The 24,991-nt window shown below is 69.9% G+C and carries 25 protein-coding genes and 1 riboswitch; of the genes, 12 read left to right on the top strand and 13 right to left on the bottom strand.

Features of this window, described 5'->3' with window-relative positions; all coding sequences use genetic code 11:
• Positions 1–55: 55 nt before the first annotated feature.
• Positions 56–556 (top strand): rhodanese-like domain-containing protein, encoded by a 501-nt coding sequence (locus AC1D1T_RS01605; RefSeq protein WP_477824723.1) that lies wholly within the window; start codon positions 56–58, stop codon positions 554–556.
• Here the strand turns inward: AC1D1T_RS01605 and AC1D1T_RS01600 are convergent.
• Entirely contained in the window at positions 553–1,122 is a 570-nt protein-coding gene (locus tag AC1D1T_RS01600; RefSeq protein ID WP_465111607.1) for a peroxiredoxin, read from the bottom strand. The genes AC1D1T_RS01605 and AC1D1T_RS01600 overlap by 4 nt on opposite strands.
• 276 nt (positions 1,123–1,398) lie before the next feature.
• Between AC1D1T_RS01600 and AC1D1T_RS01595 the strand changes: the two genes are divergently transcribed.
• Complete coding sequence (locus tag AC1D1T_RS01595; RefSeq protein ID WP_477824722.1) at positions 1,399–2,526, top strand: sigma-54 interaction domain-containing protein; 1,128 nt, start codon at positions 1,399–1,401, stop codon at positions 2,524–2,526.
• A 7-nt stretch (positions 2,527–2,533) separates the two neighbouring features.
• Here AC1D1T_RS01595 and AC1D1T_RS01590 read toward each other — a convergent pair whose 3' ends face one another.
• From AC1D1T_RS01590 to AC1D1T_RS01575, 4 genes are all read right to left on the bottom strand, one after another.
• Positions 2,534–3,373 carry a hypothetical protein gene (locus tag AC1D1T_RS01590; RefSeq protein ID WP_477838585.1) on the bottom strand — a complete coding sequence of 280 codons (840 nt, stop codon included), beginning with the start codon at positions 3,371–3,373 and terminating at the stop codon, positions 2,534–2,536.
• 32 nt (positions 3,374–3,405) lie between these two features.
• Positions 3,406–4,641: a radical SAM protein gene (locus AC1D1T_RS01585; protein ID WP_477824720.1), complete on the bottom strand. Its 1,236-nt coding sequence runs from the start codon at positions 4,639–4,641 to the stop codon at positions 3,406–3,408.
• 601 nt (positions 4,642–5,242) lie between these two features.
• A complete protein-coding gene (locus tag AC1D1T_RS01580; RefSeq protein ID WP_477991271.1) occupies positions 5,243–6,547 on the bottom strand; it encodes an ABC transporter ATP-binding protein in 1,305 nt (434 codons plus the stop codon).
• An 8-nt stretch (positions 6,548–6,555) separates the two neighbouring features.
• Positions 6,556–8,283 carry an ABC transporter permease gene (locus AC1D1T_RS01575; RefSeq protein ID WP_047510820.1) on the bottom strand — a complete coding sequence of 576 codons (1,728 nt, stop codon included), beginning with the start codon at positions 8,281–8,283 and terminating at the stop codon, positions 6,556–6,558.
• A gap of 192 nt (positions 8,284–8,475) precedes the next feature.
• Here AC1D1T_RS01575 and AC1D1T_RS01570 point away from each other — a divergent pair, with 192 nt between their 5' ends.
• The 3 genes from AC1D1T_RS01570 to AC1D1T_RS01560 all read left to right on the top strand — a co-directional run bounded on the left by AC1D1T_RS01570 (position 8,476) and on the right by AC1D1T_RS01560 (position 10,914).
• Complete coding sequence (locus AC1D1T_RS01570) at positions 8,476–9,585, top strand: GGDEF domain-containing protein (protein ID WP_477824718.1); 1,110 nt, start codon at positions 8,476–8,478, stop codon at positions 9,583–9,585.
• A gap of 80 nt (positions 9,586–9,665) precedes the next feature.
• Positions 9,666–10,409: an NIPSNAP family protein gene (locus tag AC1D1T_RS01565; RefSeq protein WP_465111600.1), complete on the top strand. Its 744-nt coding sequence runs from the start codon at positions 9,666–9,668 to the stop codon at positions 10,407–10,409.
• Between the two features lie 22 nt (positions 10,410–10,431).
• A complete protein-coding gene (locus AC1D1T_RS01560; RefSeq protein WP_477824717.1) occupies positions 10,432–10,914 on the top strand; it encodes a hypothetical protein in 483 nt (160 codons plus the stop codon).
• Positions 10,915–10,918: 4 nt separating this feature from the next.
• Here AC1D1T_RS01560 and AC1D1T_RS01555 read toward each other — a convergent pair whose 3' ends face one another.
• The 3 genes from AC1D1T_RS01555 to AC1D1T_RS01545 form a co-directional block, all read right to left on the bottom strand.
• The gene (locus AC1D1T_RS01555; protein WP_477824716.1) at positions 10,919–11,710 is read right to left on the bottom strand and encodes a DNA-processing protein DprA; all 792 of its coding nucleotides are present in this window, start codon (positions 11,708–11,710) and stop codon (positions 10,919–10,921) included.
• Between the two features lie 7 nt (positions 11,711–11,717).
• Positions 11,718–13,817, bottom strand: coding sequence for a RecQ family ATP-dependent DNA helicase (locus tag AC1D1T_RS01550; RefSeq protein WP_477824715.1), 2,100 nt, complete (start codon positions 13,815–13,817; stop codon positions 11,718–11,720).
• A 74-nt stretch (positions 13,818–13,891) separates the two neighbouring features.
• Positions 13,892–14,455, bottom strand: coding sequence for a TetR/AcrR family transcriptional regulator (locus tag AC1D1T_RS01545; protein WP_477824714.1), 564 nt, complete (start codon positions 14,453–14,455; stop codon positions 13,892–13,894).
• 84 nt (positions 14,456–14,539) lie between these two features.
• Here AC1D1T_RS01545 and AC1D1T_RS01540 point away from each other — a divergent pair, with 84 nt between their 5' ends.
• Positions 14,540–15,010, top strand: coding sequence for a nuclear transport factor 2 family protein (locus tag AC1D1T_RS01540; RefSeq protein WP_477824713.1), 471 nt, complete (start codon positions 14,540–14,542; stop codon positions 15,008–15,010).
• On the opposite strand, the gene AC1D1T_RS01535 is transcribed toward AC1D1T_RS01540, so the two are convergent.
• Positions 14,991–15,899 (bottom strand): DMT family transporter, encoded by a 909-nt coding sequence (locus AC1D1T_RS01535; RefSeq protein ID WP_477824712.1) that lies wholly within the window; start codon positions 15,897–15,899, stop codon positions 14,991–14,993. The two genes, AC1D1T_RS01540 and AC1D1T_RS01535, sit on opposite strands and share 20 nt — an antisense overlap.
• A 104-nt stretch (positions 15,900–16,003) precedes the next feature.
• On the opposite strand from AC1D1T_RS01535, the gene AC1D1T_RS01530 reads away from it, so the two are divergent.
• From AC1D1T_RS01530 to thiE, 6 genes are all read left to right on the top strand, one after another.
• Positions 16,004–16,888: a helix-turn-helix domain-containing protein gene (locus AC1D1T_RS01530; RefSeq protein WP_477991268.1), complete on the top strand. Its 885-nt coding sequence runs from the start codon at positions 16,004–16,006 to the stop codon at positions 16,886–16,888.
• A gap of 5 nt (positions 16,889–16,893) precedes the next feature.
• A riboswitch (TPP riboswitch) is annotated at positions 16,894–17,006 on the top strand.
• A gap of 61 nt (positions 17,007–17,067) precedes the next feature.
• Complete coding sequence (thiC, locus tag AC1D1T_RS01525) at positions 17,068–18,960, top strand: phosphomethylpyrimidine synthase ThiC (protein ID WP_477824711.1); 1,893 nt, start codon at positions 17,068–17,070, stop codon at positions 18,958–18,960.
• A gap of 1 nt (position 18,961) precedes the next feature.
• Positions 18,962–20,029 carry an FAD-dependent oxidoreductase gene (locus AC1D1T_RS01520; RefSeq protein ID WP_477991266.1) on the top strand — a complete coding sequence of 356 codons (1,068 nt, stop codon included), beginning with the start codon at positions 18,962–18,964 and terminating at the stop codon, positions 20,027–20,029.
• Entirely contained in the window at positions 20,026–20,241 is a 216-nt protein-coding gene (gene thiS, locus AC1D1T_RS01515; RefSeq protein ID WP_477824709.1) for a sulfur carrier protein ThiS, read from the top strand. Before AC1D1T_RS01520 ends, thiS begins: the two co-directional genes overlap by 4 nt.
• 1 nt (position 20,242) lies before the next feature.
• Entirely contained in the window at positions 20,243–21,028 is a 786-nt protein-coding gene (locus AC1D1T_RS01510; protein ID WP_477824708.1) for a thiazole synthase, read from the top strand.
• Positions 21,029–21,039: 11 nt separating this feature from the next.
• Positions 21,040–22,452 carry a thiamine phosphate synthase gene (gene thiE, locus AC1D1T_RS01505; RefSeq protein ID WP_477824707.1) on the top strand — a complete coding sequence of 471 codons (1,413 nt, stop codon included), beginning with the start codon at positions 21,040–21,042 and terminating at the stop codon, positions 22,450–22,452.
• Here the strand turns inward: thiE and AC1D1T_RS01500 are convergent.
• Genes AC1D1T_RS01500 through AC1D1T_RS01485 form a run of 4 tightly spaced genes read right to left on the bottom strand, consistent with a single transcriptional unit; the run spans position 22,434 to position 24,925 of the window.
• Entirely contained in the window at positions 22,434–22,874 is a 441-nt protein-coding gene (locus AC1D1T_RS01500) for an ExbD/TolR family protein (protein ID WP_465111590.1), read from the bottom strand. The genes thiE and AC1D1T_RS01500 overlap by 19 nt on opposite strands.
• A gap of 14 nt (positions 22,875–22,888) precedes the next feature.
• Positions 22,889–23,572 (bottom strand): MotA/TolQ/ExbB proton channel family protein, encoded by a 684-nt coding sequence (locus AC1D1T_RS01495; protein ID WP_477824706.1) that lies wholly within the window; start codon positions 23,570–23,572, stop codon positions 22,889–22,891.
• 7 nt (positions 23,573–23,579) lie between these two features.
• Positions 23,580–24,389: a 4-hydroxy-tetrahydrodipicolinate reductase gene (dapB, locus tag AC1D1T_RS01490; protein ID WP_477824705.1), complete on the bottom strand. Its 810-nt coding sequence runs from the start codon at positions 24,387–24,389 to the stop codon at positions 23,580–23,582.
• Entirely contained in the window at positions 24,386–24,925 is a 540-nt protein-coding gene (locus AC1D1T_RS01485) for an outer membrane protein assembly factor BamE (RefSeq protein WP_052212979.1), read from the bottom strand. The genes dapB and AC1D1T_RS01485 overlap by 4 nt, the downstream gene beginning before the upstream one ends.
• Positions 24,926–24,991 lie beyond the last annotated feature (66 nt).

The following is a 24,991-nucleotide window of genomic DNA, read 5'->3' as shown; positions in this document are numbered from 1 at the left end:
TCGCGGCTGTGTTGCGGGCACTCAGCCCGGCGGTGCCAATGGCATGAATGCTGCGATGAAGGTGTCTCCCACCTTCATCACCATCACCAGGGACACCCGCTTCATGAAGAGCTTCAAGATCACCGCGCTGGCCGCGGCCCTCGCATTCACCGCGCTGGCCGCATCGGCGCAGCAGGCCGCCGCGCCGTGGAAATACAAGACGCAGCGATTGGCCCGCGCCGAGGTCGATGCCTTGCTGGCGCAGCCTGGCGGCGTGCTGGTGCTGGACGTTCGCCGTCCCGACGAACTGATCAAGTACGGCAGCTTCCCGGTGTTCCTCAGCATCCAGAACCGCGACATCGAGAAGCAGCTCGCGTGGCTGCCGCGCGACCGGCGCATCCTGACGGTGTCCAACCATGCGCAGCGCGCAGGTGCGGTCGGTGACCTGCTGGCGAGCAAGGGCTACCAGGTGGCCGGCGCGACCGGCTCGGAAGACTACGAAAAGGAAGGCGGCACGGCGGTCAGCCACATCCAGCCACCGGCGCCGCGCGCGGCGGCGTCGGCGGTTGCGCCCTAGCGCTTCAGTGCTCGCACCGCGTCGAGCGCGCGCGCCACGTTGTCCTCGGGCGAGAGCCCGCTCAAGGTGGCCGCGATGCGACCGTCGGGCTTGATGACGAAGGTGGTCCGCTCGGCCAGGCCGTGATCGATCTCGTCGCCGCGCCGGGTCTTGCGGCCCGCCTTCTGCTCCTGCACGACCAGGTCGAAAGACTTCGCGATCGCGCCCTTGGCATCCGAGGCCACCGCCACCGTGCCGGCACACGACTCCGGATCGGCCGAGAACTCGTTGAGCCGCTCGATGCGGTCCAGCGACACGCCGACGATGCTGGCGCCGGCGTCGCTGAACTGCTTCAGGTTCACCGCGAAGGCGTGCGCCTGCAGGCTGCAGCCGATGGTGAATGCCGCCGGGTAGAAGTAGACGACCACCGGGCCGCGTGCCAATGCATCACGCAACGAATAGTCGAAGGCCTTGCCGGCCAGCGAGGCCGTGGCACGGAAGGCCGGTGCAGTGTCCCCCTCGCGCAACGCGGCATTCGCGCCGACGGCAGCGACGGACAGCAGGCAGGTGGCAAGCAGGTGTTTCATGGGGATCGGTGGAGAGTTGAAGGGGCCCGGCATGCAACCCGCGGGCCTGCATCTCGACCCTGCACCTGCTGCGCCGGCAGCAGCACGCGCCAGCGCATTGTTGGCGAGGCAACAGCAGCGCGCACATCGCAGCAGCGCAGACCCCGATCGCCGTGATGTGCGCATATGCAAGCGTGAAATGCTGCGTTCACGGCACGGAACAAGACACCTAATGTGCAGATCGCGTCATTTGTCTGCCCATTGTCGTCAGCCCATTGCCAGCCCATTGCCAACAGCATGTCCGCCGACCACCTGCTCACCCTGCCCGATTCCGCCAGCCTGGCGCTCTCGATCCGCGCCAAGGCGCTGCTGTTCCACGACCCGCGCTCGCTCGCCGTGCTGGAGCAGGTGGAACGCGTCGCCGGCAGCGACGCCACCGTGCTGGTGGTCGGCGAGACCGGCACCGGCAAGGAGCTGATCGCACGCCACATCCACAAGCGCAGCGGGCGCGACGGGCCCTTCATCGCGGTGAACTGCGGCGCCTTCAGCGAATCGCTGATCGATGCCGAGTTGTTCGGCCACGAGTCCGGCGCGTTCACCGGCGCGAACCAGGCGCGTGCCGGCTGGTTCGAGGCGGCCAACGGCGGCACGCTGTTCCTCGACGAGATCGGCGACCTGCCGCTCGCACTGCAGGTGAAGCTGCTACGCGTGCTGCAGGAGCGGCAGGTGGTGCGGCTCGGCTCGCGCCGCGCGATCCCGCTCGACGTGCGGCTGGTGGCGGCGACCAACGTCGAGCTGCACCGGGCGGTGGAGGCGCAGCACTTTCGCGCGGACCTGTACTTCCGGCTGAGCGTCGCGACGATCGAGCTGCCGCCGCTGCGCGACCGCCCGGGCGATATCCTGCCGCTCGCGCGCCACTTCATCGCGGTGTGCGGCGGCAAGCTGTCGCTGCACGGCACGCAGCTGTCGCCCGAGGCGCGCAGCGCGCTGCTGGCCTATGCGTGGCCCGGCAACATCCGCGAGCTGGAGAACGTCATCCACTACGCGCTGATCGTCTGCCGCGACGGCATCGTGCGGGCGAGCGACTGCCGCTTCTCGCCGCTCGGGTTCCTGGGCGCGGTCGCCTCGCCTCCCGCCTCGACCGCACCGCCCTCCGCGGGGCCGCCCCCCGAGGCGCAGCCGCTGGCCGCGCTGGAGCGTGCCATCGACGCGCTGATGGACGGCAGGCATCCGCAGCTGGTGGCGGCGATCGAGGCCCTGGTGGTGCGGCTCGGCTTCGCGCGCTGCCACGACAACCAGGTGCAGACCGCGCGGCTGCTCGGCGTCACGCGCAACACGCTGCGCACGCTGCTGAAGCGGCACGGGCTGCTGGCGCTGTCGTCGCGTGGGGAGGTGGATGAGGAGGTGGAGGTCGAGACGGCTTGAGCCTGGGTCATCGGCACGCCAGGTAGACCTGCCGCTCCTGACGAGGCGGGATGCCGATGGCACATGCCTTCAGCACGTCTCGGCCGAGCGAGCCTTCATAGACGATGCCGGCCACCACGCCCGCCTCATCGCGGGTGCGGATGCGGATGGGTGCGAGCACGACCGATCCGATGCGAAGCGGCTGTGCCTGCGACGACTGCTGGTTGAAAGAGCGCTCGCCCGTCGCCGACAGCGTTGCAGATGAACCGCCGACCGGCGCACCTTCGAGATAACGTCTCGCGAACTGCGTGTACGGGCGGCCGGTGTCGATGTCGACGAGCACCTCGGCGCGATCGCCCCAGGCACCGCGGACCAGCATCGCGCCAATCGATTCGCCTACCCGCTCGAGACGAACGCTGGACCGCTCGGGGTAGAGCTTGCGGAAGACATCGAACGGCTCAACGGCTGCGTGCAGCGCGAACAGGCGACTCGACGGGAAGTCGAGCACCACGAGATCATGCGGTGCCAGTTGCTGCGGGCTCAACATGCCGGCGAGCTTTGCGGCCGCGAATTCCGGGATCGTCGGGATAACCTCGCACGGAACGGCGGTCGGACGCTCCTCGCCGAACCAGATCAGCAAGGGCTGCTGGCAAGTCGGTCCCTCGGCGCGACTGCGCAGACGCGACGCGGCAGCCGAGACAACGAGGCTCGGCGACGACCCGGTGTCGAGAACGAAGCTTTCGATTCGGCCATGGACATGCACGTCGATGACAGGGCCGAAACCGTCGTGGACCTTCTGCTGGGAAAGAGGACGCTCGAAGAGCAGTGCCTGGGCTTGTGCCACGGGCCATGCCGTCAGAAGCGTCATGACGCTGGCGATCCGGATCAGTCTGGCGACTCTCACGCAGCGCTCTCCAGAATGCTGGCCGGCGCATGGCCGCGTCGCACAGCAGATTCACAGACCGCCTCGAGAAGCCCTTGTATTTGCTTGCAGTACACGCTTGGATTGTCAAAGGCACGCGCGCAGCTGTAGCGTTGAATGGGTCCGCCCAGTACCTCGCCCGCTCGGCAGACCTTCTTCCAGCAACAGTCAGTGCATTGAAGCGGGAGGCGGCCGACCTGCTTCACAAGGTCTTGTATCTCGCTGGAATCGATGAAGTCATTCAATGTCGAGTCCTGAACGTTGTAGCGCCCTCGGAAGAGGTGCGGTAAGACGTTTCTCAGATCATCGTCAGGCCCGACATGGCCATCGCTGTCCACGGTGATCGCGAGGGATCCGGAAATGATGGCTTCCTCCTCGGCCAACCTGCCCTTCCCGCCGAGGAGACGGCGAACGGACTTGTCCACGAACCTGATGTGGATCGACGGATCGTTGTCCCGCAACCAGTGCTCATAGATTCTGCAAAGGGCATCGCCCACCGTATTGCCGTCCTGCATGCAGGTGCTGTCATGCGTCTCGTCCGCAGCAATGAAGTGGAGGTTCTTGAGTCCAAGCTGATGGACCAGGTGCTGATACAAGACGGCTCCGTCCACATGACGGCTCAGTACCACGATAACGCCCAGCCGGTCGGGCAGGCGGGCCTGGAGTCTCTTGAGCCCCGAGACAACGCGGTCATAGGTGCCGCGGCCATCGTGGTCGACTCTGTGCAGATCGTGCACTTCACGCGGTCCGTCGAGACTGACGCCGACGAATATGCCGTGCTTGACGAGCAGGTCGATCCAGAGATCGTCCAGCAGCATGCCGTTCGTCTGCAGCGAAATTCGCAGATCGACCACTTGATGAAGAGCACGCGTGAGACGACCGCACATGTCATCGAATCGATCTCGCTTCATCAGCAGTGGCTCTCCACCATGCAGATCGATCTGGATGACTTGGAGCTCATGCTTTCTCGCCGCGTCGAGAAGGTAGGCCACGACGTGATCGATGGTCTCGACGGAGATCAGCGGCGGTCGCCTCTCGAAGTCCGTGTTTCTCGAGTCGAAGAAGTAGCAATAGGTACAGGCGATGTTGCAGCGCTCTGCGACCTTCAGAATGACTTCCAGCCGCCTAGGGATCACGGCCGGCTGTACAGGGTTCTCTACGGTGCGGAGTCTCGATCGAATCCCGCTCAGATTCACTCGCTCAATGGTGGCCATTGCTTTGCTGTCCTGTTTCCGACAAGGACCGATCAAGGAGTGCCGCCCTGGATGGGCGGCACGCATGGCAGTCTTAGACCGCCTTGCTCCATTCGCATTTCACGAAGTTTGGAGAGTTGCCTGCGCTGCACTTCACGTCGCCACCGGCGACATGCCGCAAGACGTTGTTGGGCAGAACTTGCAAGGGAGCGGCGACTGGCGCACCTGCAAGCGAAAGGCGATGGAGGAGAGCTTCGAGCGTCATGGGTCTTCTTCACTTTCATATGAAGCGGGAACGGCCGCTTCACCCGTCGCGACAGGACTGCCGCAAAAGAGCGGACAAACTGCTTGAAGGCTTGACAGGAAGACAGCAATCGCTGAATCGAGCCGCGGGAGACTTGCTCCCGGCCGAAGCGAACTCAATTCCGCGGTAGGGAAGAGTTCCGTGAAAGGGCAGCCCTGGTGGCCGACCGATGCTTGGGCAATGCGACTCTGCTGAGGTGAGTGACTCTGCAGGCGTACCCGGTCACTCGCAACGCTCAATCTCTCCTATTGACAGACAGCGTTGACAATGATCTCTCACCGCTTCCCGCATGCGCCTCACGGCGCATGCGGGACTTGATCACTCACCAGTCATCTCCTGCCGCCCCTCCGGCAACCGGATCACCCCGGTCCGGTAGTCGTACTCGAACACCTCGCCATGCCGCCCCCATTCGATCGCGGTGCGCAGCACGCGCTCGGCCTCGGCGGCGTCGAGGCTGTCGCTCAGCAGGCGCAGGAACGGCTCCTGCGGCAGCTCGCCCGACGCCTCCTGCTCCAGGCTGTGCCGGATGTGCGCAGCGAGCGGCACGCCGGCCAGCAGCTGCTGCCCGAACAGCTGCTGCCGCAGCGTGTGGTCGCCGTCCACGTAGCGGCGCCCGAGCGGCGTCAGGTGCAGGTCGCCATCGGCCAGTTGCGCGAGCCCCAGCAGCGACAGTCCCTGCGTCAACGGCAGCAGCTCGTGGTCGGCCAGCTCGGTCTCCTCGGCGAGCTTCGGCAGGTCGGCATGGCCCGCGAACAGGTCGTCGGCCAGCAGCTCCAGCAGCCCGTCCATGCGGCTCACGTCGGCCTGCGGCAGGCGGTGCGCCAGCGGCAGCGCGGCCGGCTCGCCCGCCGGGCGGCGGCCGGTGCCGGCGGTCATCAGCGCGTAGACCTCGTCGACCAGCTGCCGCACCTCGGCGCTGTCCGGGTCGCGCGGGCGCGGCAGCTGCACCGCCAGCTGGCAGCGCACCCGCCCCGGGTCGCTCGCGAAGATCAGCACGCGGTCGGCCATCAGCACCGCTTCCTGGATGTTGTGCGAGACCACCAGCATCGCCTTGGTCGGCATGCGCCGCGAGGTCCACAGCGCGAGGATCTCGTCGCGCAGCCGCTCGCCGGTCAGCACGTCGAGCGCCGAGAAGGCTTCGTCCATCAGCAGGATCTCGGGCTCCACCACCAGCGCCCGCGCAATGCCCACGCGCTGGCGCATGCCGCCCGACAGCTCGCGCGGCAGCGCACCCTCGAAGCCCGCCAGCCCGATCAGCTGGATCGCCGCCACCGCGCGCGCCGCGCGCTCGGCGGGCGCCATGCCGCGCGCCTCGAGGCCGAGCTCGACGTTCTGCTGCACCGTGAGCCACGGGAACAGCGCGAACGACTGGAACACCATCGCGATGCCGCGCGCCGGCCCGTGCAGCGGCTGGCCGCGGTAGGCCACGTCGCCGGCATCGACCGGGATCAGCCCGGCCAGGATGCGCAGCAGCGTCGACTTGCCCGAGCCCGATTGACCGAGCAGCGAGACGATCTCGCCCTCGGCCAGCCGGAAGTCCACGCCCTCCAGCACCGCGCGCGCGCTGCCGTCGGCCGAGCGGAACGACTTGCCGACGTTCTTGAGTTCGATCAGTGTCTTCATGCTCTGCCCTAAAAATGCATGCGGTCTTCGGCAAGGCGGTACAGCCGCCGCCAGACCAGGTGGTTCATGCCCATCACGAACACGCACATCACGCCGATGCCCAGCGCGATGCGCGGGAAATCGCCGATCGCCGTCATGTGCGCGATGTAGCTGCCCAGCCCCTTCGCCTGCAGCGTGGTGTCGCCCCAGGTCACGTACTCGGCGACGATGCTCGCGTTCCACGAGCCGCCGCTCGCGGTGATGGCCCCGGTGACGAAGCTCGGGAACACCGCCGGCAGCAGGTAGCGGCGCCAGCGCAGCCAGCCCGACAGGCCCAGGTTCTGCGCCGCATAGCGCAGCTCGGTCGGGATGCTGCTCGCGCCGGCGATCACGTTGAACAGCAGGTACCACTGCGTGCCCAGCACCATCAGCGGCGACAGCCAGATGTCGGGGTTGAGCTTCCAGCGCACGATGAACAGCACCGCCACCGGAAACATCAGGTTGGCCGGGAACGCCGCCAGGAACTGCGCCACCCCCTGCAGCCGCCCCGACCAGCGCGGGTTCATGCCGATCCAGATGCCCACCGGCACCCACACCAGCGCGGCCAGCGCCGTCAGCACCAGCACGCGCAGCAGCGTGATCGAGCCCAGCACCAGCACATGCCCGGCCTCGGCCCAGCCGACCTCGGTGTGGATGAAGCGCAGCAGGTGCCACAGCGCGATCAGCACCGCCGCGGCCAGCAGCGCATCCCAGGCGCGCTGCAGCGTCGCACCGGCCGGCCGCGCGCGCGCCCGGATCGAAGTGCCGTCGTGGCGGCGGCGGAACAGCGTCAGCGAGCGCGCGAACAGCGCCCCGATGCGCAGCGCGAACGGCTGCAGCCGCTCGGTGCGGCGCAGCCAGGTCAGCAGCCACGACGACGGCGCACTCTCGCTGCTGCCCTCCTCGAAGCGGAACTTGTCGGCCCATGCGAGCAGCGGCCGGAAGAACAGCTGGTCGTACAGCACGATGCCCACCAGCATCGCGCCGATCGCCCAGCCGATCGCGTGCAGGTCGCGCAGCTCGATGGCCTGGGCGATGTACGAGCCGATGCCGGGCAGCTTGATGCTCTGCTGCGACACCGCGATGGCCTCCGACGCGACCACGAAGAACCAGCCGCCGGACATCGACATCATCATGTTCCACAGCAGCCCGGGCATCGCGAACGGCAGCTCGAGCCGCCAGAAGCGCTGCCAGCCCGACAGCTGGAACACGCGCGCCGCCTCCTGCAGCTCCGGCGGCACGGTGCGCAGCGACTGGTAGAGGCTGAAGGCCATGTTCCAGGCCTGCGACGTGAAGATCGCGAAGATCGCGGCGCACTCGACGCCGAACAGGTTGCCCGGGAACAGCGCGATGAAGCCGGTGACGGTGATCGACAGGAAGCCGAGGATCGGGATCGACTGCAGGATGTCGAGCAGCGGCACCAGCACCCGCTCGGCGGCGCGGTACTTGGCCGCCAGCGCCGCGAACACGCAGGCGAACACCAGCGACGCGCCGAGCGCGAGGAACATGCGCAGCGTGGTGCGCAGCAGGTAGTACGGCAGCGCGGTCGGGTCGAGCGTGAGCGGCAGCGCCTCGCCCAGCTGGTACGGCCGCGCCATCTGCGCGCCGCCCCAGGCCAGCAGCACCAGCACCGCGAGCACCAGCGGCAGCAGGGCCCAGTCCCAGCGGTTGCCCCCGGACTCGACCACCTGGCGGGGAAAGAATCGTTTGTCGGTCATGCTGTCGCCCATGCGCTTTCTCGTCGCGAACGCCGGGCGCTCGATCGAGATCCGACAGGCGGCATTTTCGCCGCACGGCGAGTCGCTCGAGAGGCGGCTGCATGACGCGGTGTGTCGGCACCGACACACCGGATCCCCCTGCCTCCGGGGGGCGGCCGCAGGCCGGCGGCGCCTCGTTCCTACAATCCCGCGATGTTCCGCGCACCGTCCCGCCTGCTCGACCTGCTGTGGAGTACCACCGAGCGGCGGCGCGGCCACGCCAAGCTGACGCTGCTGGCGCTGTGCGTCTATGCGCTGTTCGCGGTGGTGGTCGCCGTCGAGGTGCGGCTCGGCATGATGGAGGCGGGGCCGGCGTTCTGGTTCTGCGTCGTCAGCCTGGGCGGCATCCTCGTCTTCTACGCGCTGGTGCGCAGCGGCCTCAGCGAGCGGCTGTCGCACGACCCGTCGCTGACGATGTCGCAATCGGTGTTCGGCATCTCGGTCACCGCCTGGGGCTATGCGATCAACCCGCAGCTGCGCGGCGCGGTGATGGCGATCATGCTGCTGAACCTGGTGTGGGGCATGTTCGTGATGTCGCCGCGCGAGGCGCGGCTGCTGGGCGCGCAGGCGCTGGCGATGCTGGGCGGCGTGATGCTGTGGAAGGCGCGCACCGACCCGGCGCGCTTCCCGCCGCACATCGAGGCGATCCAGTTCGGCTTCTGCCTGATCCTGATGACGGCGATGTCGGCGCTGGCGGTCAGCATGGGCCGGCTGCGCGCGAAGCTGCGGCAGCGCCAGGCGGAGCTGCAGCAGGCGCTCGCGAAGATCCACCACCTGGCCACGCGCGACGACCTGACCGGCCTCGTGAACCGCCGCCACCTGACCGAGCTGCTCGATGCCGAGCGCGTGCGGCAGAAGCACCACGGCCTGCCGCTGAGCCTGGTGCTGATGGACCTCGACCACTTCAAGCCGATCAACGACAACCACGGCCACGCGGCCGGCGACCGGGTGCTGAAGATCTTCGCCGACGCCGCGCAGGCCGCGCTGCGCGACACCGACGTGCTCGGGCGCTGGGGCGGCGAGGAGTTCCTGCTGATGCTGCCGGCGACGCCGCAGGCACAGGCGCTGCAATGCGTCGATCGGTTGCGCGCCGGGCTCGCGGCGGCCCCTTTCGACGCCGTGGCGCCGGGGCTGCGGCTGACCTTCTCGGCCGGGTTGAGCACCTGCGCCGACGGCGAGGCGCTGCAGGCCGCGATCGAGCGGGCCGACAAGGCGATGTACCAGGCGAAGCTGAGCGGGCGCGACAGCACGGTGGTCGGCTGATTTCTGCTGAACTCTACTGACACAGGTTGTCAGCATGCCCGGCGCAGCATCACCCTCCCCAGAGACGAGGAGATGCCCCGATGACCGTGATGACGCTGGAGCGCCCGGCCCGTGCCGCGGCTGCTGACACGATTCCGTCCCCTTGTGCCATCGTCGAGCTGCGGCGCTATGCGCTGCACCCCGGCCGGCGCGAGACGTTGATCGAGCTGTTCGACCGCGAGTTCGTGCACACACAGGAAGACTGCGGCATGCGCGTGCTCGGCCAGTTCCGCGACCTCGACGCACCCGACGACTTCGTCTGGCTGCGCGGTTTCGCGAACATGGCCGAGCGGCGCGAGGCGCTGGCCGCGTTCTACGGCGGCCCGGTGTGGCAGCGGCACCGCAACGCCGCCAACGCGACGATGCAGGATTCGTCGAACGTGCTGCTGCTGCGCAACGTGCAGACCGCCGCGACCCATGCGGCACGGCCCGGCATGCTGCTCGCCGTGGTGTGCCGGCTCGATGCGCCGGCCACGCCGCAGCTGGTGCAGCGCTTCGAGCACGAGGTGCGGCCCTGCCTGGTGGCCGCCGGCATGGACGTGCAGGCGGTGCTGAAGACCGAGCACGCCGCCAACGACTTCCCGGCGCTGCCGGTGCGCACCGACACCGAGGCCTTCGTGTGGATCTGCCGCTTCGACAGCGTGGTCCACCAGCTCGACTGCGCCGACCGGCTGTTCACCTCGGCGATCTGGCGCGATGCGGTGTGGCCGCGCTGGTTGTCGCAGCTGCGCGCAGCACCGGAGATGTTCCGCCTGCAGCCCACCGCCGGCTCGGCCTGGCGCTGAGCGCCTTTCACCGGAGAACACGATGAGCTACACGCTGGACCGCACCGGGCAACCGGACGACTTCGATTTCCTGCACGGCCGCTGGCAGGTGCTCAACCGGCGCCTCGCGACGCGCGTGCCGGGCAGCGACGACTGGCAGGAGTTTCCTTCGGTGCTCGCGTGCGAGCCGCGCCTCGGCGGCATCGCCAACGTCGAACAGATCGACTTCACGACCCAGGACTGGTCGGGCATGACCTTGCGGTTGTTCGATACCGCGAAGCGGCAATGGTCGATCTACTGGGCGCACAACCGCAGCGGCATCCTGTTTCCGCCGGTGCGCGGCGGCTTCGATGGCGACCGCGGCGAGTTCTACGGCGAGGATGAAGACAACGGCCGCAAGGTGTACGCACGCTTCGTCTGGCAGCGCCAGGGGCCGGATGCAGCGCGCTGGGAGCAGGCCTTCTCGCCCGATGGGGAGGAGTGGCTGACGAACTGGACGATGCAGATGACGCGGGTGCCCGCCTGAGTCTTCAGGTGTCTCGCTCGAAGTGATCGCGCAGGCCTTCGGCATCGATCACCACCGTCCGGTCTGCCAGCGCGCAGAGGTACTTGTTGTGCGCCATTGCTTGGCCGTCATCGAAGCCGGCCTGCGGCGCGCAGGGTGACACCAGGGTCAGGCGGCCCTGCTGCAAGCCGCCGCGGTTCAGCCGCCCGAGGCTGGCTTTGAGCAGGTCGCCGGGCAGCACGCCGACGGCCTGGCCACCGGCCTCCAGCGCGCTCTGCATCGCGGCCATCTCGACACCATGCGCACCGCTCGAGAGGACGACCATCCCTTCGTCGGCACACGTGGCCGCGGTCTGGCGCGCGAACTCGAGCGCCGCCTCGCCGGCATCGCGCGAGCCGACGATCGCGAGGCCGCCCAGGTCGAGCAGCTCCGGGCGGCCCGCACCGTACAGCAAGGGCGGCGCGGCATGCTTCAACCGGCGCTTCAGGGCCCCCGGGTACGCGGCATCGGCTCGCGAGATCACCCACAGGCCGGCACGGCTCCATCGCTCCAGGGCCAGGGCCATCGCGGTTCCGCGGGCCAGCAGGAACTCGATGCGGGGGCGCTCGAGTTCGATCTCCTGCACGCCGTCCAACTGCGCGTGCGCCGCGGCGGACAGCAGGTCGGCAGGCCGCATCCCGCGCTGGTTCAGCCAGGGGGCGAACACCGCCCAGTCCCGCATCGACAGCGGCTGGAACGCTTCCTGCCGCTCGCCGCCGAACCGCCCGCACAGCAGCAGAACCGCCTCGCCATCCGCACTCAATCCCTGAACACTCATGGGGTCGCTACTTCGCCGAGGTGAGGGCCAGCGCGAACGGGTAGACCGCCGCCGTGCCCGTCTGTCGCAGCAACGCCGCAGCGAGCGTCAGGGTCCACGCGGAATCGACGAGATCGTCGACCAACAGCACGGCACCATCCGTGCCCGGCTGCGGCTCGACGGCATACGCGCCGTCGAGGTTGTGGCATTGGTGAAATCGGTTCTCCATGTCTCTCTGGGGCTGCGTCTCGCGTGTCTTCGACATGATCGGCCGGAACGGTACACCCAGCGCATCGGCAAGCCGCCTGGCGAAGTCCGGCACGAGCTCGGGGTAGCGCATCGACGGGATGCAGGTCACCCAGCTGATCCGTGCCGCTGCGGGCCACCGGTGGCGGATCATGTCCGCCGACGCCTCGACCAGCTCGTCGTCGAAGCGGCCCTGCGCCTTTCCCCGCGCCACCAGCTGGCCCCAGACCGGCTCGCCCCAGCGGGACAGCACCCGGCCTTCTTCGCCGCGCAGCGCCGCGGGGATGGTCTGCTTGCTCCAGCCGTGGTCGGCCCGGTACTGCGGCAGCGCCTCGACGTCCCACTGCTTCTTGAGCTCCAGCGGCATCTCGCTGCGCTTGACGAAGCGCAACGCCTCGATCAGCGTGGCTCGCTCGACCTCCATCGGCAGCACGGGCCGGCCGAGGCACACGGCACAACGCCCGCACGCCGACGCCCCGGCGTCGTCGAGCGCCTCGGCGAGGAACAGCATCAGGCAGCGCTCGTTGGCAAGGTAGTGCTTCATCTGCGCCCACTCGTCCTCGCGCTGCCGCGTGAGGTGCGCGATGCGCGCCTTGTCGAGTTGGAACGGCTGCGCGGTCCGGTACCACGCGCCATCGATGCGCAGCACCGGCGAGTCCGGCTCGACCACCAACAGCTTGAGCACCTTCTCGATCTGCGACTGCCGCAGGTTGACGGCCCGCTCCAGCGCGCGAACGCTCAAGCCCCCGTCGGCAGCCTCCAGCGCACCGAGGATCCGGTCCACCTGCCACTCCGGCGGGAACGCGGCCTCGCGGAAGTACTCGTTGATGTCCTCTTCCTCATCCCCCGACAGCAGCACGCCGCAGGCCGCGGGGATCGCCCGGCCGGCCCGGCCCACCTGCTGGTAGTAGGCCACCACGTTGCCGGGGGTCTGGTAGTGGATGACGAAGTGCAGGTCCGGCTTGTCGTAGCCCATGCCGAGCGCCGTGGTCGCGACGAGGCATTTGATGTCGTTGGCCAGCAGCGCCTGCTCCATCGCCTGCCGCTCGTCGTCGTGCTTGCCCGCGTGGTACGCGCGTGCATCGATCCCGCGCCCTTGCAGCCACTCGGCGACACGGTCGGCATCGCGCGTGGTCAGCGTGTAGACGATGCCGCTGCCGGGCAGCTGCGGAATGCGATCGGCCAGCCACGCCAGCCGGTCTGCCGCCCCCGCCAGCCGCATGTTCTGCAGCGCCAGGCTCTCGCGCAGCAGCGGCCCGCGCTGCACCACCACGCCGGTGCCGAGCTGGGCCGCCACATCCTGCGCCACGCGCCGGTTGGCCGTGGCCGTGGTGGCGAGCACCGCGATGTGGGCCGGCAGGCGGGCCAGCACCTGCCCGACGCGCCGGTAGTCGGGCCTGAAATCGTGGCCCCAGTCCGAGATGCAGTGCGCCTCGTCGATCACCAGCAGCCCGATGCGCGCCGCAATCGGCTGCAAGGTGCCGGCCACGAACTCGTCGTTGGCCAGGCGTTCCGGGGAGATCAGCAGCAGGTCGACCTGGCCGGCGAGCAGTTCAGTGCGCACGGCCTCCCAATCGTCGCGGTTGGTCGAGTTGACGGTGAGCGCCTTCAAGCCGAGCCGGTGCGCCGCCTCGATCTGGTTGCGCATCAGCGAGAGCAGCGGCGAGATGATCAGCGTGACGCCGGCGCCCTGCGCCCGCATCAACGTCGCCCCGACGAAATACACCATGCTCTTGCCCCAGCCGGTGCGCTGGACGCAGAGCACCTTGCCGCGCCGGTTCACGATGTGGTCGATGGCCTCCCACTGCCCGTCGCGGAAGTTCGACGCCGGCTGGCCCATCGCCACCCGGAGACAGCGCAGTGCCTCGGCTTCGACGACCATCTGTGCGGCTCCCGTGAGGTGCCCGGCCAGTCCGGGCTGCGGGCCAGTGTAGCGACGGGGAACACCGTGTCAGTTCACGACCAGGACTTCTGCAGCAGACGGCGCGCGACATCGGCCGCACCGGCGTCGCCCGTCATGTGCGCGCGCACGATCGCGCCCTCGACGATCAGCAGCGCATCTTCCGCCGCCCGCTCCGGCTGCGGGTGGCCGCAGCGGCGCGCCAGCGCGAGCAGGCAATCCTGCAGCTCGTCCTTGTGGCTTTGCACCACGCTGATCGCCTCGCCCTGCGCCGAGCCTTCGGCCAGCGTGTTGATGAAGGCGCAGCCGCGGAAATCCGGCTCCTCGAACCATTCGCGCAGCACCTCGGCCGCACGCTCCATCGCCGGGCCGGCGGCTGCGCAGCGCGCCTCCAGCCTGCCCGCGAACCAGTTCATCCAGCGCTCGTGCCGCAAGCGCAGGAAGGCCAGCACCAGGTCGTCCTTCGACGGGAAGTGCCGGTAGAACGAGGCCTTCGCCACCTGCGATTCGGCGATCAGCCGGTCGATGCCGACCGCGCGGATGCCGTCGGCGTAGAAGAGGCGCATCGCGGTCTCGAGGATGCGCTGGCGGGGTTCGAGCGGGGCCGTGGCGTTCGTCATGGCCCGCAGTTTGACAGACAGATCTGTCTGCCTCAAGATGCGGCACATAGACAGACCTGTCTACACCCCGAAACAGGAGCCCCCATGGAAACACCCCGCCCGCCGCTGCCCCCGTTCACCGAGGAATCCGCCCGCCAGAAGGTCCGCCTGGCCGAAGACGCCTGGAACAGCCGCGACGCCGACCGCGTCGCCGCCGTCTACACCGAGGACACGCGCTGGCGCAACCGCGCCGAGTTCCCGGTCGGCCGCGAGCAGGTGCGCGCCTTCCTGCAGCGCAAGTGGGCGCGCGAGCTCGACTACCGGCTGATCAAGGAGCTGTGGGCCTTCGGCGGGCCGCGCATCGGCGTGCGCTTCGCCTACGAGTTCCGCGACGATTCCGGCCAGTGGTTCCGCAGCTACGGCAACGAGAACTGGGAGTTCAACGCGCAGGGCCTGATGGAGCGCCGCTACGCGAGCATCAACGACCTGCCGATCCAGCCGGAACAGCGCCTGTTCCACTGGCCGCTCGGCCGCCGCCCGGACGAGCACGCCGGGCTCAGCGAACTGGGGCTGTGACGGCAGCGGCCGCCGGCGCCGCCTTCGGCTTGCGGAACACGATCACGTTGCCGGCCATCACCAGCACCAGCCCGAGCAGCGCCGGCGCCGTCCACTGATAGCCCTCGACCCAGGCCGACACGTTCAGCGCGACCACCGGGAACAGCACGGTGCTGTAGGCCGCGCGTTCCGGCCCGAGGCGGCCCACCAGCGTGAGGTAGGCGGTGAAGCCGATCACCGAGCCGGGGATCGCGAGGTACAGCAGCGCGCCGACGTAGGTGGGCGACGGATCGAAGGCCCAGCCGACGCCGGCGACGCCGCAGCCGAGCGCCAGCACCGTGGAGCCGATCAGCATGCCCCACGCGTTGGTGACAACCGGCGCATGGCCCAGCGCCTGCAGGCGCGTCGACAGCATGTTGCCGGCCGAGAAGCACAGCGTGCCGGCCAGCCCGAGCGCGAGGCCGGTCAGCGTGCCGGGCGACGCATCGTGGCGCGTCAGCTCCGGCCAGAACAGTGCTGCCAGGCCCAGCATGCCGAGCGCGCTGCCGGCCAGCACGCGCGGCGCGAGCGGCCGGCCGAGGAAGACCCGCGCGTTGAACGCATTCCACACCGTCGCGGTGGAGAACAGCACCGCGACCAGCCCGCTCGGGATGAAGCGGCTCGCGTGCAGGAAGCAGATGAAGTTCAGGCAGAACAGGCACACGCCCTGCGCCGCGATCAGCTTCATCGCGCGGGCATCGGGCCGTTTCAGCCGCCCGGTGATGGCCAGCCACGCGAACAGCACGGCCGCCGCCAGCGCGAAGCGGTAGGCGATGGACCACGGGATCGGCACCACGCCGAGCTGCAGCTTCAGCGCGATCCAGGTGGTGCCCCAGATCAGCACGGTGAGCACGTAGAGGAAGAGGTTCATCGCGCCAGTGTCGGCCGCATGGCGTGACCCTGGTTGCACAAAACTGCGGTTTGTCGCGGGCGCCTCGCGCGCGCACGCGAGGCGGCGGCTACAGTGGCGAGGCCATGGCCACCGCCACACCGCCCGACCTGTCCCGCCACGAGGTGTTCGACGTGCTGACGCACTCGCGCGCCCGGCTGCAGCGCAGCGCCGTGCTGGGCGACGGGCTGGCCGCCGCGGTGTGGCGCAACGCGGCCGATGCGACGCGCTACAGCCGGCCCTCTCACCACACGCTGTCGCTGTACCTGAGCGGCGGCCACGGCACCTGGCGGCACGAGGCGCCCGATCTGCGCGGCGAGCCGGGCCGGCTGTGCGTGATGCCGGCCGGCCACGAATCGCGCTGGGTGGTGGGCCGCGAGGAGCAGAGCTTCGTGCACCTGTACTTCGACGAGGCGCAGCTGGCGCCGCTGGCGGTGCGGCTGCTCGACCGCGAACCGCGCGAGGTGCAGGTGCCCGACCTGACCTTCGTGGCCGACGCCGGCGTGGCCGCTCCGCTTCATGCGCTGGCCCTGCTCGACTGGCACGACCCGCAGGCGCGGCTGCAGGCGAATGCGCTGGGACACGAGGCGTTGGCCGCGCTGCTGCTCGCACACGCCACGCGCGGCCACYGCGCGCCGCCGCGCGGCGGGCTGTCGGCCCACGTGCGCCGGCGGCTGGTCGACTGGACCGAGGCGCGGCTCGACCAGCCGCTGACGATCGGCGAGATGGCCGCCGTCGCCGCGCTCTCCGAGCATCACTTCGCGCGCATGTTCCGCACCTCGTTCGGCATCGCGCCGCACGCCTGGGTGCTGTGGTTGCGCATCGAGCGGGCCAAGCAGCTGCTGCGGCATTCGGAGGCGCCACTCGACGAGGTGGCGCGGCAATGCGGGCTGGCGAGCGCGAGCCACCTGGTGAACCGGTTCCGGGCGCGAATGGGCGTCACGCCGGGACAGTTCCGGCAACTGTCCTAGAATCCGCTCGCTTGTCGGGGTGCCGAGGATGCGAATCCAAGGCTGAGAGGGCTTCAGTGCCTAACCCGTTGAACCTGATCGGGGTCATCCCCGCGTAGGAAACAGCACTCGGCCACCGGTCGCATCTGCTCACCGCAGGGCACGGTCTCCCAGGCAGGCACACCACCTCTGGAGACCGCATGGCCAAGCAAGCATCCTCCGTCGACACCGACGAGCTCTCCCGCCGCATCACCCGCGCGCCGTTCGCCGGCTCGCGCAAGGTCTACCTCGACGGCAGCCGCCCCGACCTGCGCGTGCCGTTCCGCGAGATCGCGCTCTCCGACACGCTGGTGCAGCAGCCGCACGGCGAGCCGCTGCGCGAGCCGAACCCTCCGCTGCGCGTCTACGACCCCTCGGGCCCCTACACCGACCCGCAGGCCGCGATCGACATCACGCACGGCCTGCCGCCACTGCGCCGTGCGTGGATCGCCGACCGCGCCGATTCCGAAGCCCTGCCGCACATCAGCAGCGCCTACGGCCGCACCCGGCTCGACGACCCGGCGCTGGCCGCGCTGCGCATGGCCAACCCGCCGCTCCCGCGCCGCGCGAAGCCCGGCGCCAACGTCTCGCAGATGCACTACGCGCGCCGCGGCATCGTGACGCCCGAGATGGAGTTCATCGCACTGCGCGAGAACCTGGTGAAGGCCCAGCTGCGCGAGCGCCTCGCGACCGAGCGCCTGCCGCAGCGCGGCCACCCGTTCGGCGCGGCGCTCGTGCACGACATCACGCCCGAGTTCGTGCGCAGCGAGGTGGCGCGCGGCCGCGCGGTGATCCCCTGCAACATCAACCACCCCGAGAGCGAGCCGATGGTGATCGGCCGCAACTTCCTGGTGAAGGTCAACGCCAACATCGGCAACTCGGCAGTGACCTCGGGCATCGAGGAGGAAGTCGACAAGCTGGTGTGGGCGATCCGCTGGGGCGCCGACACGGTGATGGACCTGTCGACCGGCGAGAACATCCACGAGACGCGCGAGTGGATCCTGCGCAACTCGCCGGTGCCGATCGGCACGGTGCCGATCTACCAGGCGCTGGAGAAGGTGAACGGCCGCGCCGAGGAACTCACCTGGGAGCTGTTCCGCGACACGCTGATCGAGCAGGCCGAACAGGGCGTCGACTACTTCACCATCCACGCCGGCGTGCGGCTCGCGCACGTGCCGCTCACCGCGAACCGCCTGACCGGCATCGTCTCGCGCGGCGGCTCGATCATGGCCAAGTGGTGCCTGTCGCACCACCGCGAGAGCTTCCTGTACGAACGCTTCGGCGAGATCTGCGAGATCATGAAGGCGTACGACGTCTGCTTCTCGCTCGGCGACGGCCTGCGCCCCGGCTCGATCGCCGATGCGAACGACGAGGCGCAGTTCGCCGAGCTGCACACGCTGGGCGAGCTGACGCAGGTGGCCTGGCAGCACGACGTGCAGGTGATGATCGAAGGCCCCGGCCATGTGCCGCTGCAGCTGGTGCAGGAGAACGTCGACAAGCAGCTGGCGGCGTGCGCCGAGGCGCCGTTCTACACGCTCGGCCCGCTGATCACCGACATCTCGCCCGGCTACGACCACATCGCGTCGGCGATGGGTGCGGCCAACATCGGCTGGTACGGCACCGCGATGCTGTGCTACGTGACGCCGAAGGAGCACCTGGGCCTGCCGAACCGCGACGACGTGAAGCAGGGCCTGATCGCCTACAAGATCGCCGCGCACGCGGCCGACCTGGCGAAGGGCTTCCCCGGCGCGCAGATGTGGGACAACGCGGTGTCGAAGGCGCGCTTCGAGTTCCGCTGGGAGGACCAGTTCCGCCTCGCGATCGACCCCGACACCGCGATGGCCTACCACGACGAGACGCTGCCGAAGGAGAACGCGAAGGTCGCGCACTTCTGCTCGATGTGCGGCCCGAAGTTCTGCTCGATGAAGATCAGCCAGGAGGTGCGGGCCTTCGCGCAGCGCGACGCGGCGGCGAAGCCGGTGATCGAGATCCGCCAGGCGCTGGACGGCAAGGCCGAGGAGTTCCGCGCGCACGGCGGCGAACTTTATCTCTGACATGCGCGTGGACAACGGCAGCGACAGCGATGTGCTGATCGCCGGCGCGGGGCTGGCCGGCCGGCTGTGCGCGTGGCGTTTTGCGCGCGCCGGGCGGCAGGTGCGGCTGTTCGACGCGGCGCGGCGCGACGATGCGCGCTCGGCCAGCGCGGTGGCCGCGGCGATGCTGTCGCCGCTGGCCGAGCTGGCCGTGGCCGATGCGCAGGTGCATGCGCTCGCGCAGCAGGCGATGGCGCTGTGGCCCGACTGGCTGCTCGCGCTGCAGGCCGACAGCGGACGGCCGGTGTACTTCCGCCGCGCCGGCACGCTGGTGCTCGCGCATGCGGCCGATGGCGGCAGCCTCGATCACTTCGAGCGGGTGCTGCGGCACAAGCTGGCGCCGGCGGAGCAGCACGCGATCCAGGCGCTCGATGCGGCCGGCGTCGCCGAGCATGAGCCTGCGCTCGCCGGCCGCTTCAACCGCGGCCTGTTGCTGGCCGGCGAAGGGCAGCTCGCCAACGACGAACTGCTGCTCGCGCTGGCGCGTGCGCTGGACCGCTTCCGCGTGCACTGGCACGAGGACGAGCCGGTGCAGCAGCTGCACGCCGGCGGGCTGCGCACCGCGCAGGGCGAGTTCCGCGCGCCGCTGGTGATCGACGCACGCGGCCTCGGCGCGCGCGCCGACTGGCCGGGGCTGCGCGGCGTGCGCGGCGAGATCCTCAGCGTCGAGTGCGAGGGCATCGCGCTGCAGCGGCCGGTGCGGCTGATGYACCCGCGCTACCAGCTCTACGTGGCACCGCGGCCGAAGCAGCGCTTCGTCGTCGGCGCGACCGAGCTCGAATCGGAAGACGCCGGCCCGCCCAGCCTGCGCTCGGTGCTGGAGCTGGGCAGCGCGCTGTACAGCCTGCACCCGGCGTTCGCCGAGGCGCGGGTGCTGCGCATCGATGCGGCGCTGCGCCCGGCGCTCGACGACCACCGGCCGCAACTGCGCCGGCACGACGGCGTCTGGCAGCTCAATGGGCTGTACCGCCACGGCTACCTGTGCGCACCCGCGCTGGTGGACCAACTGCTTCAGGAGACGATGCCATGAGTGACCTGACGACCGAGGTGTCGATGAACGGCCGCGCGCTGCAGACGCCGGCCGTCACCCTCGCGGAACTGCTGCAGCAGCAGGGCTACGACGCGCAGGCCGCGATGGCGTGCGCGATCAACCGGCAGTTCGTGCCGCGTGCGCAGTGGCCGCTGCAGAGGCTGCAGCCCGGCGACCGCATCGACGTGATCGCACCCGTGACCGGAGGCTGACATGACTTCATGGACCCTCGCTGGTACCCCGCTGGCGAGCCGCCTGCTGCTCGGCACCGCGCACTACCCGTCGCCGCAGGTGCTGGCCGATGCGGTGCAGGCGAGCGGCACGCAGGTGCTGACCGTCGGCCTGCGCCGCTTGCAGCCGGAGCACGGCGGCGGCAACGCGTTCTGGCAACGCGTGCGCGCGCTCGGCTGCCACGTGCTGCCGAACACCGCCGGCTGCCACGACGCGCAGGAGGCGATCACGCTCGCGCAGATGGCGCGCGAGCTGTTCGACACGCCGTGGATCAAGCTCGAGGTGATCGGCGACGACTACACGCTGCAACCCGACCCGTTCGGCACGCTCGAGGCCGCGCGCGTGCTGGTGCGCGAGGGCTTCCAGGTGCTCGCCTACACCACCGACGACCTGGTGCTCGCGCAGCGCCTGCACGAGGCCGGCTGCGCCGCGGTGATGCCGTGGGCCGCGCCGATCGGCACCGGGCGGGGGCCGCAGAACCCGTATGCGCTGCAGACGCTGCGCGCGCGGCTGCCCGATGCGGTGCTGATCGTCGATGCCGGGCTCGGCCGGCCGTCGCACGCGGCGCAGGTGATGGAGATGGGCTTCGATGCGGTGCTGCTGAACACCGCGGTCGCGCAGGCCGGCGACCCGGTGCGCATGGCGCGCGCGTTCGCGCAGGCGGTCGACGCGGGGCGGCTGGCGTTCGAGGCCACGCCGATGGGCGAACGGCAGACGGCGCAGGCCTCGACACCGACGCTCGGCATGCCGTTCTGGCACCAGGCTTGAAGGACACGACGATGCGACCCTTGTTGACGATCGCCGGGCACGACCCGGTGCATGGCGCCGGCATCACCGCCGACCTCGCGACCTGGCAGGCGATGGGCCTCGCCGGCAGCAGTGTCGTGACGGCCTTGACGGTGCAGGACAGCCGCGGCCTGGGCGCGCTGCAACCGGTCCCGGCCAAGTGGGTGCGCGACGCGTTGCAGGCGCTGCTGCGCGATGGCGAGCCGGCGGCCATCAAGCTCGGCATGCTGGGTTCGCTGGAGGTGCTGCGCGAGGTGCATGAGTTCGTGGCAGCGCGCCGCTGCCCGGTCGTGCTCGATCCGGTGCTCGGCGCGTCGAACGGACACAGCAGCCACGATGCGGACGAACGCGCGTGGCTCGACGCGGTGCGTGCGCTCGCGCGCGAGGCCGACGTGATCACGCCGAACCTGCCGGAAGCGCAGCGGCTCGGCGTGCTCGACGGTCCGGCGGCCGTGGTGCTGAAAGGCGGGCATGCGGAGGGCGACCGCAGCATCGACGAGGTGATGGCCGGCGCGCGACGCGCATCGCTGTCGTCACCGCGCCTGGCCGGCTCGGCGCACGGCAGCGGCTGCGTGTTCTCGGCCGCGCTGGCCGGCGCGCTCGCGCAGGGCTGGGGCGTGTTCGATGCCGCCTGTGTCGCGAAGCTGCGCGTGACGGCCGGCCTCGCGCAGGCGCTCGAGGTCGGCCCGGGCAGACCGAACACGAACGCGGCGGCACTGGCCGACAGCACGCACCTGCCCGACTTCCGCTGGGCTGATGACGGGGCCATGCCGGCAGCCGCCTTCGCGCCGTTGAGCGGGCCGCTCGGCTTCTACGCGGTGCTGCCCGATGCCGACTGGATCGAGCGCGCGCTCGCGATGGGCGTGCGCACGCTGCAGTTGCGCCTGAAGGCAGGCAGCCTGCCGCAGGCCGAGCTGACGGCGCAGCTGCGCGCGGCGGTGAGAGCGGCGCGCGAGGTGCCGGGCGCGCAGCTCTTCATCAACGACCACTGGCGCGAGGCGCTCGACCTCGGCGCCTACGGCCTGCACCTCGGCCAGGAGGACATCGGCACGGCCGATCTCGGCGCGATCCAGGCTGCAGGTCTGCGCGTGGGCGTCAGCTCGCACACGCCGCTGGAGATGTGCCGCGCGCAGGCGCTGCGGCCGTCGTACATCGCGATCGGGCCGGTCTACCCGACGACGCTGAAGGCGATGGCCTATGAGCCGGTCGGGCCGGAGCGGCTGGCGCAATGGGTGTCGTGGCTGAAGCCGGCCTGGCCGGTGGTCGCGATCGGCGGCATCAGCCTGGAACGCGCGCCGCAGGTGGCGGCGACCGGCGTCGATTCGATCGCGGTGGTGAGTGCGTTGACGCAGGCCGAGGATCCACGCGCCGCAGCCGCGGCATTCCGTCAGTGGCTGGCAGCCTGAGCCGGCGCGGCCGCTGCCTCGGCGACGAAGCCGATGCGGTTCAGCCCGGCCTTCTGCACGACGCCGATCAGCTCGGCGACACGGCCATACGGCACCGTGCGGTCGGCGCGCAGCTGCACCTCGGTCGCAGGGTTCTTCTGCGCCGCCTGCGCGACCTGATCGGCGAAGGCAGCGGCCTCGACCGGCTTGTCGCCGACGAACAACTGGCCCTGCGCATCGATCGCCACCGCGATGAAATCCGGCGTCTCGCTCGGCGTCGCGGCCTCGGCGCGCGGCAGGTCGAGCTTGAGGCTGCTGCTCATCAGCGGCGCGGTGATCATGAAGATCACCAGCAGCACCAGCATCACGTCGATCAGCGGCGTCATGTTGATGTCGCTCATCGGCGTCGGCCCGGCGGTGCGTTCGAGGCGACCGAAGGCCATGGCCGGTCCTCCGCTCAGGCCTGCGCGGCAGCGACGGCCACGGCGGCGTCGCGGCTGTGGTCGATCATCATCTCGCGCAGGTCGTGCGCGAAGCCCTCGAGCTCGGCCTCGCAGGCGCCGACGCGCTTGCCGAACACGTTGTAGGCCAGCACCGCGGGGATCGCGACCGCCAGGCCCGCGGCCGTCATCACCAGCGCCTCGCCGACCGGGCCCGACACCTTCTCGATCGTGATCGAGCCCCCCGCCGAGATGCTCAACAGCGCGTGGTAGATGCCCCAGACCGTGCCGAACAGCCCGATGAACGGCGCGGTACTGCCGATCGACGCGAGCAGCACCTGGCCGAACTGCAGCTGCGCGAGCACCGCGTGCAGTGCGTCGCGCAGGCGGCGCGTGAGCTGCGATTCGAGCCGGCCGAGGCCTTCGAGCGTGCCGGCCGGCGGCACGGCCATCGCAGCGTCGAGCAGCGGGCGCAGCACGGCTTCGCGGTCGAACGCGGTGAGCTGCTCGCGGCCGCCGTCGAGCGTGGGCGCGGCCCAGAAGGCCGGCACGGCGCGGGCGATGTCGAGCCGCGCACGGCGCAGCAGCCAGCCCTTCCAGAAGATCAGCACCCAGGCACTGACCGACATCAGCAGCAACAGCGCGGCGACGCTGCGCGTGATCAGGTCGCCCTGCTGCCAGAAGTGTTCGATGCTCGTCATGCGCTGCTCAGAGGCCCAGCACGTCGTTCATCGAGAACAGCCCGCTCGATCGCGACGCGAGGAAGCGGGCCGCACGCAAGCTGCCTTGCGCGTAGGTGACGCGGCTCGAGCTCTTGTGCGTGATCTCGATGCGCTCGCCGGTGCCGGCGAACAGCACGGTGTGGTCGCCSACGATGTCGCCGCCGCGCACCGTCGCGAAGCCGATCGTCGATGGATCGCGCTCGCCGGTGACGCCTTCGCGGCCGTAGACCGCGCAGTCCTTCAGGTCGCGGCCCAGCGCCTTGGCCACCACCTCGCCCATCGCCAGCGCGGTGCCGCTCGGTGCGTCGACCTTGTGGCGGTGGTGGGCCTCGATGACCTCGATGTCGTAGCCTTCGTTCAGCGCGCGGGCGGCGAGTTCGAGCAGCTTGAACGCGACGTTGACGCCGACGCTCATGTTCGGCGACATCATGATCGCGAGGTGCTTCGCATGGTCGGCGATCGCGGCCTTCTGTTCATCGCTGAAGCCGGTGGTGCCGATCACCGCCTTGACGCCCAGCTCGCGGCACACCACCAGGTGGGCGAGCGTGCCTTCGGGGCGCGTGAAGTCGATCAGCACCTGGGCGTTCGCGAGGCCGGCGCGCAGGTCGTCGGTGATCGTGACGCCGCTCGTGCGGCCGAGCCAGGCGGTGGCGTCGTGGCCGAGCGCCGGGCTGCCGGAGCGATCGAGCGCGCCGGCGAGCACGACGTCGTCGGTCGCCGTGACAGCCTCGACCAGCATGCGGCCCATGCGGCCGCTCGCGCCGGCGATGGCGATGCGCAACGGACTGGCGCTCATGAGCGCTCGAGCGGCGGGTAGCTGCGGATCGGGCCCTCGGGCGCCGATGCGGCGGGCTCGGGCGGCTTCGGCGGGACCGGCAGCGCCTTCAGCTGCTCTTCGGTCAACGCCAGCGGCGGTGCGTTGCGCGAGGTCTTGAAGGTGTCGATCGATTGCACGAAGTCGCGTTCGCTCGGCAGTTCGGGCGCGTTGATGCTGGCCATCTTGTCGCCGTCGAACAGCACGACGACGCTGCGCTGCTGCGGCTCGGCGCCCTGGCGCTTGATCGTGAAGACGTAGTCCCAGCGGTTCGCGTGGAAGGTGTCGGTCAGCAGCGGCGAGCCGAGCACGTCGCGCACCTGGGCGCGGGTCAGGCCCGGCTTCACCAGCGCCACCTGCTCCTTGGTCAGCACGTTGCCCTGCACGACCTCGACGCGGTAGGGGGTGATGACGCCCAGGAAGTTGTCGGAGGATTGCAGCGAGCTGCAGCCGGTGAGCGAGCCTGCAGACAGCGCGGCGCCAGCGGCGGCCAGCGCCAGGAACGGGAAAGAACGCATGGTGATGTGCGTGCGCGCCGGGAAGCGGGCATCAACCTCGATATGATTCGGCGATTCTAGCGGGTG

The organism is Rhizobacter sp. P2_H3 (assembly GCF_056403355.1).
The sequence above is the reverse complement of the archived record's forward strand: the minus strand, read 5'-3'. Positions and strand labels throughout refer to the sequence as shown.

Coding starts and splice junctions, on each gene's coding strand:
- AC1D1T_RS01605 (WP_477824723.1), top strand. CDS start 56: ATGAAGGTGTCTCCCACCTTCATCACCATCACCAGGGACACCCGCTTC.
- AC1D1T_RS01600 (WP_465111607.1), bottom strand. CDS start 1,122: ATGAAACACCTGCTTGCCACCTGCCTGCTGTCCGTCGCTGCCGTCGGC.
- AC1D1T_RS01595 (WP_477824722.1), top strand. CDS start 1,399: ATGTCCGCCGACCACCTGCTCACCCTGCCCGATTCCGCCAGCCTGGCG.
- AC1D1T_RS01590 (WP_477838585.1), bottom strand. CDS start 3,373: ATGACGCTTCTGACGGCATGGCCCGTGGCACAAGCCCAGGCACTGCTC.
- AC1D1T_RS01585 (WP_477824720.1), bottom strand. CDS start 4,641: ATGGCCACCATTGAGCGAGTGAATCTGAGCGGGATTCGATCGAGACTC.
- AC1D1T_RS01580 (WP_477991271.1), bottom strand. CDS start 6,547: ATGAAGACACTGATCGAACTCAAGAACGTCGGCAAGTCGTTCCGCTCG.
- AC1D1T_RS01575 (WP_047510820.1), bottom strand. CDS start 8,283: ATGACCGACAAACGATTCTTTCCCCGCCAGGTGGTCGAGTCCGGGGGC.
- AC1D1T_RS01570 (WP_477824718.1), top strand. CDS start 8,476: ATGTTCCGCGCACCGTCCCGCCTGCTCGACCTGCTGTGGAGTACCACC.
- AC1D1T_RS01565 (WP_465111600.1), top strand. CDS start 9,666: ATGACCGTGATGACGCTGGAGCGCCCGGCCCGTGCCGCGGCTGCTGAC.
- AC1D1T_RS01560 (WP_477824717.1), top strand. CDS start 10,432: ATGAGCTACACGCTGGACCGCACCGGGCAACCGGACGACTTCGATTTC.
- AC1D1T_RS01555 (WP_477824716.1), bottom strand. CDS start 11,710: ATGAGTGTTCAGGGATTGAGTGCGGATGGCGAGGCGGTTCTGCTGCTG.
- AC1D1T_RS01550 (WP_477824715.1), bottom strand. CDS start 13,817: ATGGTCGTCGAAGCCGAGGCACTGCGCTGTCTCCGGGTGGCGATGGGC.
- AC1D1T_RS01545 (WP_477824714.1), bottom strand. CDS start 14,455: ATGACGAACGCCACGGCCCCGCTCGAACCCCGCCAGCGCATCCTCGAG.
- AC1D1T_RS01540 (WP_477824713.1), top strand. CDS start 14,540: ATGGAAACACCCCGCCCGCCGCTGCCCCCGTTCACCGAGGAATCCGCC.
- AC1D1T_RS01535 (WP_477824712.1), bottom strand. CDS start 15,899: ATGAACCTCTTCCTCTACGTGCTCACCGTGCTGATCTGGGGCACCACC.
- thiC (WP_477824711.1), top strand. CDS start 17,068: ATGGCCAAGCAAGCATCCTCCGTCGACACCGACGAGCTCTCCCGCCGC.
- thiS (WP_477824709.1), top strand. CDS start 20,026: ATGAGTGACCTGACGACCGAGGTGTCGATGAACGGCCGCGCGCTGCAG.
- AC1D1T_RS01510 (WP_477824708.1), top strand. CDS start 20,243: ATGACTTCATGGACCCTCGCTGGTACCCCGCTGGCGAGCCGCCTGCTG.
- thiE (WP_477824707.1), top strand. CDS start 21,040: ATGCGACCCTTGTTGACGATCGCCGGGCACGACCCGGTGCATGGCGCC.
- AC1D1T_RS01500 (WP_465111590.1), bottom strand. CDS start 22,874: ATGGCCTTCGGTCGCCTCGAACGCACCGCCGGGCCGACGCCGATGAGC.
- AC1D1T_RS01495 (WP_477824706.1), bottom strand. CDS start 23,572: ATGACGAGCATCGAACACTTCTGGCAGCAGGGCGACCTGATCACGCGC.
- AC1D1T_RS01485 (WP_052212979.1), bottom strand. CDS start 24,925: ATGCGTTCTTTCCCGTTCCTGGCGCTGGCCGCCGCTGGCGCCGCGCTG.